A 13602-nucleotide genomic window follows, 5' to 3' on the forward strand; every position below is an offset into this window, starting at 1 on the left:
AGGCGGGCTACAATCCACCAAATTACGCGATCAGCTTTCTCGAATCGCGAAAGGTCAGAGATGGACATCCTGGTGAACCTTCAGGCGTTCCTCGCCACCGCGGATGCGGCCGGCTTCTCTGCCGCCGCGCGAAAGCTCAATGTCTCGACCTCCGTGGTGGCCAAGCGCGTCACGCAGCTGGAGGCGCGGATCGGCACGCCGCTGTTTCACCGCTCGACCCGGCAATTGCGGCTGACCGACGCCGGCCAGCGCTATGTGCATCGCGCGCGTGGCGTCGTCACAGACGCCACCGACCTGCTGTCGCGCATGGGCGAGAAGGGCCACGATCTCGTCGATCACCTTCGCATCAAGGCGCCGACCTCGCTGACGGTGGCGCGCCTCGCCGACGCCTTCAGCGCCTTCCAGACCCAGAATCCGCGACTGAAGCTCGAGATCGTGCTGATCGACCGCCCGGTCGATCCCGTCACCGAAGGCTTTGATATCGCCATCGGCGCCTTCCCGCACTCCTTCGGCGGCGTGGTCGACGAGCCGCTCTGCGCGCTGAAGCGGCTGCTCTGCGCTTCCCCCGCCTACTTGAAGAAGCACGGCACGCCAAAGCATCCGCGCGACCTCGTCGAGCATCGCTGCCTCAGCTTTCTGCCGACGGGACCGGAATGGATTTTTGACGGGCCGCGCGGCCGCATCAGCATCCAGGTCAGCCCGCTGCTCTCCTCCAACGAGGGACACGTGCTGGCGCGCAGCGCCATCGCCGGCAACGGCATCGCGCTGATCTCGCATTATCTCGTCGCCGATGCCTTGCGCGACGGCACGCTCAAGCCGGTGCTGCGCGACTTTCCGATTCCGGAATTGTGGGTGAAGGCCGCGATCCCCGAACGCCGGCGCAACGCGGCGGCGGTGCAGGCGCTGCTCACCCTGCTGAAAACGTCACTCGCGTCGTCGCTGTAAGCCGCGTCGCGCGGCTGTCACAAGATCGCAGTTGCTCTTGATTGTCGGACCTGAGAGAAGGGCCGCCATGGATTCGATAGTCGTGAAATTCGCCCTGCCAGCCCTGATCGCTCTTGCGATCTCCACCACTCCCGCCGCAACCGTGGAGCAGAACTGCCGCTTCATCCAGGCCAAGGCCGATCGCGAGGCCTGCTACATGCGGCAGGAGGAAGAACTGGCCGCAAAGCGCAAGCCTGCTGCGCCCGTGAATGAGGGCAAGACGCTCGAAACGCTGCGCCAGATGCGGCAGGACGACGACGCCGTCTATCGCAGCATCAACAACATTTGCCGCGGCTGCTGAGCCGAGAACGCTCAGCCTTTCCCGCCACCCCAATTCCCCGCCCGCTTCTCGGCGAACGAGGCCAGCCCCTCCGCCGCCTCCGAGCTCTGGCGCTTGACCGAATGCAGGTGCACGAGCCGCGTGTACGCCGCATCGTCCACCGCCATCCCGCCGAACGAGCTCTCCAGCGCGAGCCGCTTGGTCTCGGCCATCGCCTCGGGTCCGTTGGCGAGGAGCTGCCCGACCACCTTGGCACCGGCGGCCTCCAACTCGGCGAGCGGCACGACCTCGTGGACGAGACCGATGCGGCGGGCGTCTTCGGCGCCGAAACGTTCGCCTGTCAGCGCGTAGCGGCGGACTTGCCGTACACTGATGGCATCGCAAAGCTGCGGGATGATGATCGCCGCCGTCAGGCCCCAGCGCACCTCCGTGATCGAGAACAGGGCATTGTCCGCCGCGATCACGACGTCGCAGGCCGCGATCACGCCGGTACCGCCGCCGAAGCAGCCGCCCTGCACCAATGCGACGGTCGGAATCGGCAGCGTGTTGAGCCGCTGCACGGCCTCGAAGGTCGCCCGCGATGCCGCTTCGTTGGCCTCGGCCGATTGCGGCCGCACGCCGTTGATCCATTTGAGGTCGGCGCCGGCCTGGAAATGCTTGCCGTTGCCCCGGAGGACCACGACGCGCAAATTGGGCCTCTTGCCGAGATCGTCCATGGCCGCGAGCGCGCCCGCGATCAACGCGCCGTCATAGGCGTTGTTGACTTCCGGCCGGTTCAACGTGACGGTCGCAACCCCACGCTCATCCAAAGTCCACAAAACGGGGTTGGCAGTCATCGGCGATCCTCCGGTCGTTTGTTTGCCCTGCACTATGGCCGAGGCCACGCGCCCTGATCCATATCTTTCCGGCGTGGGGCGGCCGCGTCCATCGCATGGCGGCTTGTGTCATGCTGGCGTGGGGTGGCAGCAAAGGGATCAGGACGGGACATCACATCATGCGCATTTGCATTTTCGGCGCGGGCGCCGTCGGCAGCCACATTGCGGTCCGGCTGGCGCGCGCCGGCCATGAGGTCTCGTGCGTGATGCGGGGGGCGCATCTGGAGGCGGCGCGTGCGGGCGGCCTGAAGCTGCGTGTCGGCGATTCCGAGGTCACCGCCAAGGTGAACGCCTCCGGGGATCCCGCCCAGCTCGGCCCGCAGGACGTCGTGATCAGCACCTTGAAGGCCACCGCGCTGACCGGACTGGTCTCCAGCATCAAGCCGCTGCTGCAAGACGACACGGCGATCGTGTTCGCGCAGAACGGCATTCCCTGGTGGTACGGCATCGGCCTGCCGCCGCGGCACCCGACGCCGCCGGACATTTCCTTCCTCGACCCGGGCGGGCGCCTGCGCGCCTGCATCCCGAAGGAGCGGATCATCGGCGGCGTCATCTTCTCCTCCAACGAGGTGGTCGCGCCCGGCGTGGTGCAGAACCTCACCCCGGACCGCAACCGCCTGCTGATCGGCGAATGCGACGACCGCAATTGCGAACGCATCACGAAACTCCGCGGCGTCCTCAACGATGCGCGGCTGGAATCGCCGCCGGTGGCCGAGATCCGCGAAGCGATCTGGTCAAAGCTGCTGACCAACATGTCGCTGTCGGTGCTGTGCCTGCTGACCGGCCAGACCGCACGCGGCGTGCGCGACGACCCCGCCTTTGCCGAGGTCATTCCGCGCATGTTGAACGAGGCCAACGACATCGCGCAGCACTTCATTCCCGAGGTCAAGCGCGTCACGCGCAGCGGCCCCGCCCCCAACCACAAGCCGTCGCTGCTGCAGGATTACGAGATCGGCCGCGCCATGGAGATCGACGTGCTGGTGAAGGCGCCCGCCGCCTTCGCGCGCACCTCGGGCCTGCCGACGCCGACCCTCGACCTGATCGCCGCGCTGGCGATCCAGAAGGCGCGCGACAAGGGGCTTTATTCGGCCTGAGTTCAGGCGAGCCCGCCGATCCAGGTCGTGAGCGCGTCGAGCACCTCGGTGAGCGCCTCTTCGTTGCTACGGCCGGACTTCTTCAGTACCGCGAAAGAGTGATCGCCGCCCTCGACCTCATGCAGCGTCGCCTTCGGGCCAAGCCCTTCGACGACGGGCTTGAGGATGCCGAGGTCGGCAAGCTTGTCGCGCGTGCCTTGCAGGAACAGCATCGGGATAGCGATGCCCGCGAGGTGCTCGGCGCGCTCCGCCGACGGCTTGCCGTCGGCATGCAGGGGAAAGCCGAGGAAGGCGAGCCCTTTGACACCAGGCAATGGAGCCTTGGACTGCGCCTGCGAGGTCATCCGCCCGCCGAAAGACTTGCCGCCGGCGACGAGCGTCACGCCGGGGCACAGCCGCGCCGCCTCCGCGACCGCCGCGCGGATGGCGGCGTGCGCGACCGCCGGCTGGTCGGGACGTCCTTGCTTCTTTTCCATATAGGGGAAATTGAAGCGGAGCGTCGCGATGCCGCGCTCCGCGAGGCCTTCCGCAACCTTGTCCATGAACGCATGCCGCATGTCGGCACCTGCGCCGTGCGCCAGCACGTAACAGGCGCGCGCATTTTCGGGCTGCGTCAGGATCGCGGAGACCGTGCCGATGCGCTCGATGTCGAGCTTGAGCTCTTGAGTTTTGGTCGCCACAATCAGCCATCCCGACAGACGCTGCTCCGGCCGCCTTGGTAGCGTCACCGGCGCAGCCTGAAAACACAATAATTGTCGCCGCCGACCAGCCTACCAAGCCGGAACGACGCATCAACCGAGGTGACCATGTCCTACCGCTCCTCCTGGATGACCGAAGAGCTCGACGTCTTTCGCGACCAGTTCCGGAAGGACCTGGCGCCGCATGCCGAAAAATGGCGCGAGCAGAAGATGGTGGACCGCTTCGCCTGGCGCGGGCTCGGCGAGATGGGCGCGCTCTTGGCGAGCGTACCGGAGGAATATGGCGGCCTGGGCGCAACCTTCGCCTATGACGCCGCCCTGCTGGATGATCTCGAGAGCACGGTGCCGGAGCTGACGACCGGCGTCTCCGTGCACAGCGCCATCGTCGCGCACTACATCCTCAATTACGGCTCGGAGGAGCAGAAGAAGCGCTGGCTGCCGAAGATGGCGAGCGGCGAGATGGTCGGCGCCATCGCCATGACCGAGCCCGGCACCGGCTCGGACCTCCAGGCTGTGAAGACCACCGCGAAGAAGCAGGGGAATTCCTACGTCATCAACGGCCAGAAGACTTTCATCACCAATGGCCAGGCCGCCGATCTCGTCGTCGTGGTCGCGCGCACGGGCGAAGCCGGTGCGAAAGGCATTTCGCTGATCGTGGTCGAGACCGCAGGCGCGGACGGCTACAAGCGCGGGCGCAACCTCGACAAGATCGGCCTGCACGCTTCCGACACGTCGGAGCTGTTCTTCGACAACGTCACGGTGCCGCCGGAAAACCTGCTCGGCAAGGAGGAAGGCCAGGGTTTTGTCCAGCTGATGCAGCAATTGCCGCAGGAGCGCCTCGCGCTCGCGGTCGGCGCCGTCGCCTCGATGGAGCGCGCGGTCAAGCTCACCACCGAGTACACCAAGGAACGCAAGGCCTTCGGCAAGCCGCTGATGGATTTCCAGAACACCGCCTTCACGCTCGCCGAGCGCAAGACCGAAGCGATGATCGCGCGCGTCTTCGTCGACTGGTGCGTCGAGCGCCTGGTCGCCGGGGATCTCGACACCGTCACGGCGTCGATGGCGAAATACTGGTGCTCGGACAAGCAGGTCCAGACCGCCGACGAATGCCTGCAGCTGTTCGGCGGCTACGGCTACATGCAGGAATACCCGATCTCGCGCATCTTCATCGATTCCCGCATCCAGAAGATCTATGGCGGCACCAACGAGATCATGAAGCTGTTGATCGCAAGGTCGCTGTGACCCGGCTGGTTACCTCATCCGCTTGTCGGCCGCGATGAAGTCGATGAAGGTCCTCACCTTCGCGGAGAGGTATTTGCGGCTCGGATAGACCGCGAACAGGCGCCCTTCGAAGATGATGTCGTCGGGCAGGATGTGCACGAGCCGGCCGGCGGCGATGTCGTCCGCGACCAGCCATTTCGGCAGGAAGGCGAAGCCCATGCCTTCCAGCGCGGCCATGTGGAGCAGCGTCTCGTTGCCGCTGCGCAGGACCGGGTTGAGCTTGATGGTCTCGACCGTGCCGTTCCTGTTCACGGAGAAGCTCTCTCCCGGATAAAGCGCATAGTGCAACAGCGCCTGGCCTGAGAGATCGGCGAACTTCGTCGGGCGTCCGGCGCGTTTGAGGAACGCAGGGGCTGCAACCAACAAGAAGGGGACCTTGGTGATGGGACGCGCGATCAGCGCCTCGTCCGGCGTGCCGGTCGCGCGCAAGGCGAGATCGAATCCCTCCTCGACCAGATTGACCAGCCGCCCGCTGAGATCGACGTCGAGGCACACCTCCGGATAACGAGCCTGGTAATCCGCCAGCACGCCCGCGAAGATCGCATTCGCCATCCACACCGGCGCGGTCAGCCGCAGCGTACCGCGCGGAACGACGGTCGCCTTGCTGACGGCGGCCTCGACCTCGTCGAGCGAATCCAGCATCTGCCGCGCCTGCTCGAAATAGAGCGCGCCGCTCTCGCTCAGGCTGACGCGCCGGCTGGTGCGGTTGAGCAGCCGCGTGCCCAGCCGCTTCTCGAGCTGCATCACGTGCTTGCTCGCCATGGCGGGCGAAATGCGCAGGCGCTGCGCCGCGGTCGCAAAGCTCTTCAGCTCCGCGACCAGGCAAAACACCCTCATGCTGACCAGCGAGTCCATGAAATCATCAACATCCAGGAAAGGAATCAATCATGGAATGCATAATGATCAAATGAGGCGAAACCATCAAATGGTGGCGACCCACAGACCCTGGAGATCCACCATGACCGCCACCACCTTCGAAACCGCCACCCCGGGCCGCGCCCTTCGCATCGGCCTCTGGGCCGCACAGGGCCTGATCTTCTTCGTCTTCGCCTCGGCCGGGCTGGTCAAGCTGCTCACGCCTATCCCTCAGCTGGCCGCGATGATGCCCTGGGCCGGGCAGTATTCCGAAACTTTCGTCCGAATCATCGGACTGATCGACCTTGCCGGCGGGATCGGCATCCTGCTTCCGGCCCTGACGCGGATCCTGCCGCGGCTGACGGTGCTGGCCGCGCTCGGCTGCACCGTGTTGCAGGTGTTCGCGCTCGTCTTCCACCTCTCGCGTGGCGAGACTGATGTCACGCCGCTCAATGTCGTCCTGCTCGCGCTCAGCCTGTTCGTGCTGTGGGGACGCGGCCGCAAGGCGCCGATTACGCCGCGTCAGCTCTGACCGTCAGGAACGCCGCCGCCATGATCTCAGCCAATGGATGGTCCCGGAGGGGTCTGCTCGCAGGCACCGCGATCCTCACCGCGGGCGGCGCCGCCGCCAGGGAGGACCGTCTCGCCGACGGCGTCGTGATCCTGATCGACAGCAACGAGCCCTATGTCATGGGACATGCGATCAGCTACTCGGCCAACCTCGCAAAGCACTTTGCCGACAAGGGCGCGCGGTTGCTGATCGAGGTCGTCGCCAACGGCAAGGGCATCGACGTCTTCCGGGCGGACAAGACTCCGCTGGTCGAGCCACTCGCGACGCTGCGGCAGTCGCTGCCCAATCTCACCTACAGCATGTGCGCGTCGTCGAAGGCGATCGCCGAAGCCAAGGAGCAGGTCTCGATTCCGTTGATATCGGGCGCGAGCCTGGTCCCGTTCGGGATCGGCCGCGTCGTCGATCTGCAATTGAAGGGCTGGGCCTATATCCATGCGTGAGAAGCCTCGTGCGCCCGGCACGACGCTATCCAGGCGAGCGCTGCTGATGGCCGCGCCGGCGGCCCTTGTCCCTCCGCGCGCAAGCCGCGCGCAGGGCGGCGATCCCGCCTGGCCGCCGGTGTTGGAGGCCGGCCGCAGCCAGTTTACCGTCGTGCGGCCTCGCGCAACGATGCCGCAGCTCAGGCTTCAGGACCTGCACGGAAAAGACGTTGTGCTGACGGCGCGGCCGGGCCGGATCACGCTCGTCAACTTCTGGGCGACGTGGTGCGCGGCCTGCCGGCTCGACCTGCCTGTGCTCGCAAGCCTCGCGGGATCGCGGCCGGATCGGCTCGACGTTGTCGCGATCTGCACCGATACGAAGGACCTGCGCAAGATCCGCGCGTTCCTCGGCGGTCTCGCCGTGCAAAACCTCGCCTGCTACGTCGATGCGTATGACACGATGGAAGCCTCAGCCTCGGCCTTCACGCTCGTCGGCATGCCTGTGACCTATCTGGTCGGCGCGAGCAACCACGTCGAGGGTTACATCACCGGCGCACCCGACTGGCTCTCGCCGGCGGGCGCGCGGTTGCTGCAATTCTATCGCGAGCAAGCCTGATCCGCTCAATTCGGATGCCACCAGCGGCCACCGATGACCACGCCCTCCGAAACGATCTTGCGATCGCCGATCAGGTGCTCGCCGACGACGTCCTCATAGTCGAACTGGCCCTGCCTGACCGAAATCAGCGTGGCGTCGCCGACGCAGCCCGGCTTGAGGCTGCCGAGCTCGGGGCGGCGCAGCGCCATCGCCGCGTTCACCGTCGAAGCGGCGACCACATCGGACAGCTCCATGCCCATGCACAGGAACTTCGACATGGTCGTGACCTGGTCGAAGGCCGGGCCATCGATGCAGAGCTGATGGATGTCGGAGGAGATCGTGTCCGGATAGAAGCCGTTGGCGAGCATCGCGCGCGCGGTCTTGAAGGCAAACGAGCCCTTGCCGTGGCCGATGTCGAACAGCACGCCGCGCTCGCGCGCATCCAGCACCGCCTTCTTCACCGTGCCCTGCGCCGTCGCCGGCGTGTTGGGGAAAGGGCGGAACGCATGGGTCAGCACGTCGCCGGGCCGCAGGCGCGCCAGCACGTCCTCATAGCTCGGCGGCGGATGATCGATATGCGCCATCAGGGGCATGCCGACCTCGTTCGCGACCTCGAGCGCGATGTCGAGCGGCACGGCCCCCGACGTGCCCGAGGAGTGCAAGCCCACGCGCACCTTGATGCCGACGATGAGATCGCGGTTGGCATCCGCCACCTTGGCCGCCTCGATCGGATTCATCAGCCGCAACTCCTCGCTCTCACCCACCATGATCCGGTGCGAGAAGCCGAAGATGCCGGCATGCGAGACGTGCAGGTAAGCGAGAATGCGGACCTGGCTCGGCTCGATCACATGCTTGCGGAAGCCCGCGAAATTGCCGGGCCCCGCGCTGCCGGTGTCCACCGCCGTGGTGACGCCGGAGAGGCGGCAGAATTCCTCGGCATCGATGCCGAGCGAGGTGCCGCCCCAATAGACATGGGTGTGGAGATCGATCAGCCCCGGCGTCACGATGTAGCGTGACACGTCGCGCACCTCCGTGCCCGGATCCGCCTTGAGCCCGCTGCCCACCGCAGCGACCTTGCCGCCGGCAAAGCCGACATCGGTCACGGCGTCGAGCTTCTGGGACGGGTCGACCACACGGCCGCCGCGCAGGATCAAGTCGAAAGGCATTGTCGTCTCCGGATGGGCAGTGAGGCGTGGCTAGCAGGTCAGCCGGGCCAGCAAGGAAGGAAGCCGTTCGCTTCTAGCAATTTTTGCGCCGATGGACCCGCCAAATAGCGGCCAATGCCCATGACAAAATGGCGATCCCGGGATGACTCGAACATCCGACCTACGGTTTAGGAAACCGCCGCTCTATCCGGCTGAGCTACGGGACCGCGGAACCCGCGGGAGGCGGGTTTCGACCCCTCTTAGCAGAGCAGGATTGGGATCGCCAGTCGCCAGACGGGGTCAGCGATGCGCCGCGCCGATGGTCGTCAAACTGCGTTAGGGGTGTACCATGGTCCCAGCCCAAAACCGGGTCCAGGAGCCGGCACCATGATCGAGGGCATCAGTGCCATCACACTCGGCACCCATGACATGGCGCGCGCCGTGCATTTCTACCGTTCGCTCGGGTTCGAACTCCTGTATGGCGGCGAGGCCGCTGCATTCACCAGCTTTCGCGCCGGGACCGGCTATCTCAACCTGACCGCACAACCGGACGACAAGCACTGGTCCTGGTGGGGGCGCGTCATCTTCTACGTCGCCGATGTCGACGGGACCTACGAGCGCGCCCGCGCAGCCGGTTGGCAGCCATCGAGCACGCCTCGCGATGCGGAATGGGGTGAGCGCTACTTCCATCTCACCGACCCCGACGGCCACGAGCTCAGTTTCGCGCGTCCGTTGTCCTGACCGAATAAGTCACACCCGCTGACGTTCCCAACGCGCAAGTAGCGCTCTCTCAGCCGCCGTGGCAAGCTCGGCGCGGTTGCCTCAAGCGAGAATTGTATCTGGGTTCTAACGAGGGAGGACGACCATGGTAACCTATGTCGTGCTGGGAAACTTCACGGATCAGGGAGTCCGCAACGTCAAGGACTCGCCGAAGCGGGCCGACGCCTTCAAGGAGATGGCCAAGACGTTCGGAGTGACCGTGAAAGAGATCGTCTGGACGCAGGGACGATATGACGTTGTAACCGTTCTCGAGGCTCCAGATGAGGCTGCCGCGATGTCGCTTAGCCTTAGTCTCAGCGCACTCGGCAATGTCCGCACCGAAACGCTGCGCGCGTTTTCGGCGGCAGATATGACAAAGATCGTCGGCAAGATGCTCTGACGCTCAAGCCCGCGCGAGCGCACTGGACCCGGGATGGCAATCCCGGGAATAGGCCTTTCATGCCCTGATATTGTTCTCGCGCACCACCTTGCCCCAATAGGCGACCTGCTTGTCGAAGAAGGTCTTGAAGGCGGCGCCGTCCTCGAGCAGCAGCGTCATGTGCTGGGTCTCCTTGAGCTGGGCTGCGGTCGCGGGTTCGCTCAGGATCTCCCTGGACGCCGTCGCCATGGCGGCGACGATCTCAGGCGGCGTGCCCGCGGGCGCGAAGATGCCCCACCAGGCCAGCGTCTCGAAGTCCGGAAAGCCCGCCTCGATCGCGGTCTGCGTATCGGGCAGCGCCGGCAGCCGCTCGCGGCCGAGCTGCAGGATCGGACGCAGCATGTTGGAGCCGAGCTGGGCTGCGACCAGCGCCGCCGATCCCGCGATCAGATCGACATGGCCGCCGAGCACGTCGTTCATCGCGGGGCCGCCGCCGCGATAGGGCACGTGCATGATCTCGACCCCGGCCTTGTTGCCGAGCACGGTCATGGCGAGATGGCCGAGCGTGCCGATGCCGACGGAGGCGTATTTCACCGCGCCGGGCGTCGCCTTGCAGGCCGCGACCACGTCGGCAAAACTCTTGTAGGGACGGCCGGCGCCGGCGGCGATCACGTATGGCGCGGTGCCGACGAGCAGCACCGGCATCAGCTCGCGCTCGACATCGACCGGCGGCTTGTCGAGGATCGACGGGATCACCGCGTGGGAATCGAAGGTGACCAGGAACGTCGTGCCGTCCGCCGGGCTCTTGGCGACCTGCGCGGCGCCGAGCGCGCCGGCGGCGCCCGATTTGTTCTCGACCACGACGATGCGGCCAAGCTTGGTTTGCAGGTTGCTCTGGAGCAGCCGCGCCATCGCGTCGGTCGAGCCGCCCGGCGGAAACGGCACGACCAGGGTGATCTTGCCGGCCTGCGCCGCCGCGGGCGCCATCGCCAGGATTGCGGGCGCTGCCAGCAGCGCCCGTCGTGTGATCGTCATGGTCCCCTCCCTTGTGTTTCCGCGCCCGGCTTTTGCTCTTTGGCGCTTAGGTCGTCCCGAAACCCGACCCGGGTTTTCTGTATTCTGGCCGCGGTGGACTGAAGATGTCCAGCACGCGGGCGCCCTCGGGGCCGGCGCGCATGGTGTGCGGCACATTGCCCGGCGTGCGCCAGAAGTCGCCCTTCTTCACGGGGATCTCCTCATCGCCCTGGACGCGGATGGCGGAGCCGTCGAGCAGCACGCCCCATTGCTCCTCGGGATGGTGGTGCAGCGTACCCTGCGCGTGCGGCGCCAGCGTCACCACCGACAGCATCGCCTGCTCGCCGGAGAAGATGCGCGTGGTCACCCCCGCCGCGAGCTCGCGGAACAGCCCGTCGCTGGCGTCGTCGATGTTGTGGAACTCTTCCTTCTGGCTCACGCCATCCTCCCCTTCGTTCGCGCCGATCAGGACTTGCCGTAGGAGCCCTGATAGCGGCCCTCGCGGATCGCCTTCAGCGTCTCCTCCTCGCGCGCGACCTGGGCGCGCACGGCTTCCAGCAACGCGGCCGCACCAGCCGCGGGAAACGACACCACGCCGTCCTCGTCGCCGACCACGATGTCGCCGGGCGAGATCACGCTGCCGCCGACCGTAACAGGCACATTGATCTCGCCGGGGCCGTTCTTGTAGGGGCCGCGATGGATCACCGCGCGGGCATAGCAGGGGAAGTCATCAGCCGCGAACGCCGCGACATCGCGGATCGCGCCGTCGATGACGTAGCCTTCGGCTTTGCGCCACTGCGCGATGTTCTTCATGATCTCGCCGACCAGCGCGCGGGTCTCGTCGCCGCCGCCATCGACCACGATGACGTCGCCGGGACCGACCAGATCGAGCGCGCGGTGGATGGCGAGATTGTCGCCGGGCCGGGTGCGCACCGTGAAGGCCGTGCCCACCAGCTTGCCGCCGCGATGATAGGGTTTCAGCCCCACCGCGCCCGGCAAGCGGGCGAGGTTGTCTGAAATGACGGAGGTCGGCGCACCTCGAAAGCCCTCGATGATGTCGGCCGGCGGCTTCGGCACGCTGTTGGCTACGATCGTGATGGTCATGTCCCAAAATCCTTCCGTAGTTTTCTCACTCGGCGTGCGCCCTCGCCTTCGCCGGCCAGATCCGGAAGGCGCGCCCCTCCTTCATCCACGCCGCGCGCTCGTCGCGCAACAGCGTGCGGCGCACTTTTCCGGAATCATCGCGCGGCGGGGCGCTGACGATCTCGAAACTCTCGGGGTGCTTGTAGCGGCTGAGCCTGTCCTTCAAGAACTCCGCCATGCCGTCGGCGATAACCTGGCCGTCCGCATCCAGCTCCGGCTCGATGATGGCATGCACGCGCTGGCCCAATTCCGGATCAGGCAATCCCACCACCACGCAGGAGCGCACGCCGGGGCAGGCGGAGACGGCGGCCTCGACTTCGGCCGGATAGATGTTGGCGCCGCCGCGCAGCACCATGTCGGCGAGGCGGTCGCCGAGATAGAGATAGCCTTCCGCATCCAGCCTGCCGATATCGCCGAGCGATTCCCAGCCGTCGGCGCGCCGCTTCGGCTCGGCGCCGAGATAGTGATAGGTGGCGTCCTTGCCGTCATTGTTGAGGAAATAGATCTCGCCGGTCTCGCCCGGCGCGACGTCGTTGCCGTCCTCGCCGATGATGCGCAGGCGCGCCATCTCGCCGATCTTGCCGACCGAGCCCTTGTGGGTCAGCCATTCCGTGCCTGATATGATGCAGGAGCCTTGCCGCTCGGTGCCGCCATAGAGCTCCCAGACCCGCTCGGGCCCGAGCCAGGCGATCCAGTTCTCCTTCAGCCAGGGCGGCATCGGAGCCGCCATGTGAAACACGGTCTGAAGGCTCGACACATCGTAGGCGTTGCGCACGTCCTCAGGCAGCGCCCAGATCCGGTGCATCATGGTCGGCACGAAATTGACCCACTGCACGCGCTCGCGTTCGATCAGCCGCAGCGTCTCCTCGGCGTCGAACTTGACGAGGCCGGTGAGCTGGCCGCCGGCGAACAGCGCGGTGTGCGACACGATGAACGGCGCATTGTGGTAGAGCGGGCCGGGATTGAGCAGCGAGACCCCGAAGGGGATGTTGAGCGCCGGCGCGGCGACGGTGTCGGTCACCGCCGGGTGATGATCGAGGATCACTTTCGGGCGGCCGGTCGAGCCGCCTGAGGTCATGGCCTTCCAGTAGCGCGCCACCGGCGGCGTCAGCGGCTCGTCCGAAAATCCTTCCGGCACGAAATCCGCAGGCAGACGGTTCGGCGCGTTCCAATCGGCCTCGCCGCCGACCACCAGCGCAGGCTTGAGGATGTCGAGCACCGCGGCGGCTTCGCCGCGCGGCAACCGCCATGACAGCGAGGTCGGTGTCGCCCCGCACTTCCAAATCGCAAACGAGGTCTCGAAGAATGCATTACCGTTGGGAAGACCGATCGCGACGAAATCGCCGGGCTTGACGCCCTTGGCCGCAAATGCCCGCGCGCGCCGGTTGGCGCCGCGCTCGAGCTCGTCCCATGTCAGCGTATCCTGCCCGTGGCGGACGGCGATCGTGCCTTGGGGTTTGCGCTCAGCGTACCAGCGCGGCACGTCGGACAGGGGCAGCAGCATCAGGCG

General features: G+C 66.3%; 17 protein-coding genes and 1 tRNA gene. 9 read left to right on the top strand and 9 right to left on the bottom strand.

What is annotated here, in order from left to right; genetic code table 11:
• The first annotated feature begins 60 nt into the window (after window positions 1–60).
• Both EI171_RS02995 and EI171_RS03000 read left to right on the top strand, forming a co-directional pair.
• Window positions 61–945 (top strand): LysR family transcriptional regulator, encoded by an 885-nt coding sequence (locus tag EI171_RS02995; protein ID WP_028175123.1) that lies wholly within the window; start codon window positions 61–63, stop codon window positions 943–945.
• 67 nt (window positions 946–1012) lie between these two features.
• The gene (locus EI171_RS03000; RefSeq protein ID WP_161532564.1) at window positions 1013–1285 is read left to right on the top strand and encodes a hypothetical protein; all 273 of its coding nucleotides are present in this window, start codon (window positions 1013–1015) and stop codon (window positions 1283–1285) included.
• Between the two features lie 11 nt (window positions 1286–1296).
• Here EI171_RS03000 and EI171_RS03005 read toward each other — a convergent pair whose 3' ends face one another.
• Window positions 1297–2100 carry an enoyl-CoA hydratase-related protein gene (locus EI171_RS03005; RefSeq protein ID WP_161532565.1) on the bottom strand — a complete coding sequence of 268 codons (804 nt, stop codon included), beginning with the start codon at window positions 2098–2100 and terminating at the stop codon, window positions 1297–1299.
• Window positions 2101–2258: 158 nt separating this feature from the next.
• Here EI171_RS03005 and EI171_RS03010 point away from each other — a divergent pair, with 158 nt between their 5' ends.
• The gene (locus EI171_RS03010) at window positions 2259–3233 is read left to right on the top strand and encodes a ketopantoate reductase family protein (protein WP_161532566.1); all 975 of its coding nucleotides are present in this window, start codon (window positions 2259–2261) and stop codon (window positions 3231–3233) included.
• 2 nt (window positions 3234–3235) lie between these two features.
• Here the strand turns inward: EI171_RS03010 and EI171_RS03015 are convergent, their stop codons facing one another.
• A complete protein-coding gene (locus EI171_RS03015; protein WP_028175126.1) occupies window positions 3236–3913 on the bottom strand; it encodes an alpha/beta family hydrolase in 678 nt (225 codons plus the stop codon).
• Window positions 3914–4039: 126 nt separating this feature from the next.
• Here EI171_RS03015 and EI171_RS03020 point away from each other — a divergent pair, with 126 nt between their 5' ends.
• On the top strand, window positions 4040–5173 hold the full coding sequence (locus EI171_RS03020; RefSeq protein WP_161532567.1) for an acyl-CoA dehydrogenase family protein: 1134 nt from the start codon (window positions 4040–4042) through the stop codon (window positions 5171–5173).
• A gap of 9 nt (window positions 5174–5182) precedes the next feature.
• Here EI171_RS03020 and EI171_RS03025 read toward each other — a convergent pair whose 3' ends face one another.
• Window positions 5183–6067, bottom strand: a complete 885-nt coding sequence (locus tag EI171_RS03025; RefSeq protein ID WP_161532568.1) for a LysR family transcriptional regulator — start codon at window positions 6065–6067, stop codon at window positions 5183–5185.
• A 103-nt stretch (window positions 6068–6170) separates the two neighbouring features.
• Here EI171_RS03025 and EI171_RS03030 point away from each other — a divergent pair, with 103 nt between their 5' ends.
• Genes EI171_RS03030 through EI171_RS03040 form a run of 3 tightly spaced genes read left to right on the top strand, consistent with a single transcriptional unit; the run spans window position 6171 to window position 7673 of the window.
• The gene (locus tag EI171_RS03030) at window positions 6171–6599 is read left to right on the top strand and encodes a DoxX family protein (RefSeq protein WP_028175129.1); all 429 of its coding nucleotides are present in this window, start codon (window positions 6171–6173) and stop codon (window positions 6597–6599) included.
• 20 nt (window positions 6600–6619) lie between these two features.
• On the top strand, window positions 6620–7078 hold the full coding sequence (locus tag EI171_RS03035; protein WP_028175130.1) for a DsrE family protein: 459 nt from the start codon (window positions 6620–6622) through the stop codon (window positions 7076–7078).
• A complete protein-coding gene (locus tag EI171_RS03040; protein WP_161532569.1) occupies window positions 7071–7673 on the top strand; it encodes a TlpA disulfide reductase family protein in 603 nt (200 codons plus the stop codon). The genes EI171_RS03035 and EI171_RS03040 overlap by 8 nt, the downstream gene beginning before the upstream one ends.
• Window positions 7674–7678: 5 nt before the next feature.
• Here EI171_RS03040 and EI171_RS03045 read toward each other — a convergent pair whose 3' ends face one another.
• Window positions 7679–8818 carry an amidohydrolase/deacetylase family metallohydrolase gene (locus tag EI171_RS03045; protein WP_011082957.1) on the bottom strand — a complete coding sequence of 380 codons (1140 nt, stop codon included), beginning with the start codon at window positions 8816–8818 and terminating at the stop codon, window positions 7679–7681.
• Window positions 8819–8947: 129 nt separating this feature from the next.
• Window positions 8948–9024, bottom strand: a tRNA-Arg gene (locus EI171_RS03050).
• A gap of 160 nt (window positions 9025–9184) precedes the next feature.
• Here EI171_RS03050 and EI171_RS03055 point away from each other — a divergent pair.
• Both EI171_RS03055 and EI171_RS03060 read left to right on the top strand, forming a co-directional pair.
• Window positions 9185–9538, top strand: a complete 354-nt coding sequence (locus EI171_RS03055) for a VOC family protein (RefSeq protein WP_038966633.1) — start codon at window positions 9185–9187, stop codon at window positions 9536–9538.
• 124 nt (window positions 9539–9662) lie between these two features.
• Window positions 9663–9956, top strand: coding sequence for a GYD domain-containing protein (locus EI171_RS03060; RefSeq protein WP_011082959.1), 294 nt, complete (start codon window positions 9663–9665; stop codon window positions 9954–9956).
• Window positions 9957–10013: 57 nt separating this feature from the next.
• On the opposite strand, the gene EI171_RS03065 is transcribed toward EI171_RS03060, so the two are convergent.
• From EI171_RS03065 to EI171_RS03080, 4 genes are read right to left on the bottom strand one after another with little or no spacing between them, the layout of a single operon-like run.
• A complete protein-coding gene (locus EI171_RS03065) occupies window positions 10014–10970 on the bottom strand; it encodes a tripartite tricarboxylate transporter substrate-binding protein (RefSeq protein ID WP_060909923.1) in 957 nt (318 codons plus the stop codon).
• Window positions 10971–11016: 46 nt separating this feature from the next.
• Window positions 11017–11388: a cupin domain-containing protein gene (locus EI171_RS03070; RefSeq protein WP_161532570.1), complete on the bottom strand. Its 372-nt coding sequence runs from the start codon at window positions 11386–11388 to the stop codon at window positions 11017–11019.
• 26 nt (window positions 11389–11414) lie between these two features.
• Complete coding sequence (locus tag EI171_RS03075; RefSeq protein ID WP_028175134.1) at window positions 11415–12053, bottom strand: RraA family protein; 639 nt, start codon at window positions 12051–12053, stop codon at window positions 11415–11417.
• Between the two features lie 25 nt (window positions 12054–12078).
• Window positions 12079–13596 (bottom strand): AMP-binding protein, encoded by a 1518-nt coding sequence (locus tag EI171_RS03080; protein ID WP_028175135.1) that lies wholly within the window; start codon window positions 13594–13596, stop codon window positions 12079–12081.
• Window positions 13597–13602: the final 6 nt, after the last annotated feature.

This window comes from Bradyrhizobium sp. LCT2 (genome assembly GCF_009931255.1).
GTDB classification, from domain to species: Bacteria; Pseudomonadota; Alphaproteobacteria; order Rhizobiales; family Xanthobacteraceae; genus Bradyrhizobium; species Bradyrhizobium diazoefficiens.

Coding starts and splice junctions, on each gene's coding strand:
- EI171_RS02995 (WP_028175123.1), top strand. CDS start 61: ATGGACATCCTGGTGAACCTTCAGGCGTTCCTCGCCACCGCGGATGCG.
- EI171_RS03000 (WP_161532564.1), top strand. CDS start 1,013: ATGGATTCGATAGTCGTGAAATTCGCCCTGCCAGCCCTGATCGCTCTT.
- EI171_RS03005 (WP_161532565.1), bottom strand. CDS start 2,100: ATGACTGCCAACCCCGTTTTGTGGACTTTGGATGAGCGTGGGGTTGCG.
- EI171_RS03010 (WP_161532566.1), top strand. CDS start 2,259: ATGCGCATTTGCATTTTCGGCGCGGGCGCCGTCGGCAGCCACATTGCG.
- EI171_RS03020 (WP_161532567.1), top strand. CDS start 4,040: ATGTCCTACCGCTCCTCCTGGATGACCGAAGAGCTCGACGTCTTTCGC.
- EI171_RS03025 (WP_161532568.1), bottom strand. CDS start 6,067: ATGGACTCGCTGGTCAGCATGAGGGTGTTTTGCCTGGTCGCGGAGCTG.
- EI171_RS03030 (WP_028175129.1), top strand. CDS start 6,171: ATGACCGCCACCACCTTCGAAACCGCCACCCCGGGCCGCGCCCTTCGC.
- EI171_RS03035 (WP_028175130.1), top strand. CDS start 6,620: ATGATCTCAGCCAATGGATGGTCCCGGAGGGGTCTGCTCGCAGGCACC.
- EI171_RS03040 (WP_161532569.1), top strand. CDS start 7,071: ATGCGTGAGAAGCCTCGTGCGCCCGGCACGACGCTATCCAGGCGAGCG.
- EI171_RS03045 (WP_011082957.1), bottom strand. CDS start 8,818: ATGCCTTTCGACTTGATCCTGCGCGGCGGCCGTGTGGTCGACCCGTCC.
- EI171_RS03055 (WP_038966633.1), top strand. CDS start 9,185: ATGATCGAGGGCATCAGTGCCATCACACTCGGCACCCATGACATGGCG.
- EI171_RS03060 (WP_011082959.1), top strand. CDS start 9,663: ATGGTAACCTATGTCGTGCTGGGAAACTTCACGGATCAGGGAGTCCGC.
- EI171_RS03065 (WP_060909923.1), bottom strand. CDS start 10,970: ATGACGATCACACGACGGGCGCTGCTGGCAGCGCCCGCAATCCTGGCG.
- EI171_RS03075 (WP_028175134.1), bottom strand. CDS start 12,053: ATGACCATCACGATCGTAGCCAACAGCGTGCCGAAGCCGCCGGCCGAC.
- EI171_RS03080 (WP_028175135.1), bottom strand. CDS start 13,596: ATGCTGCTGCCCCTGTCCGACGTGCCGCGCTGGTACGCTGAGCGCAAA.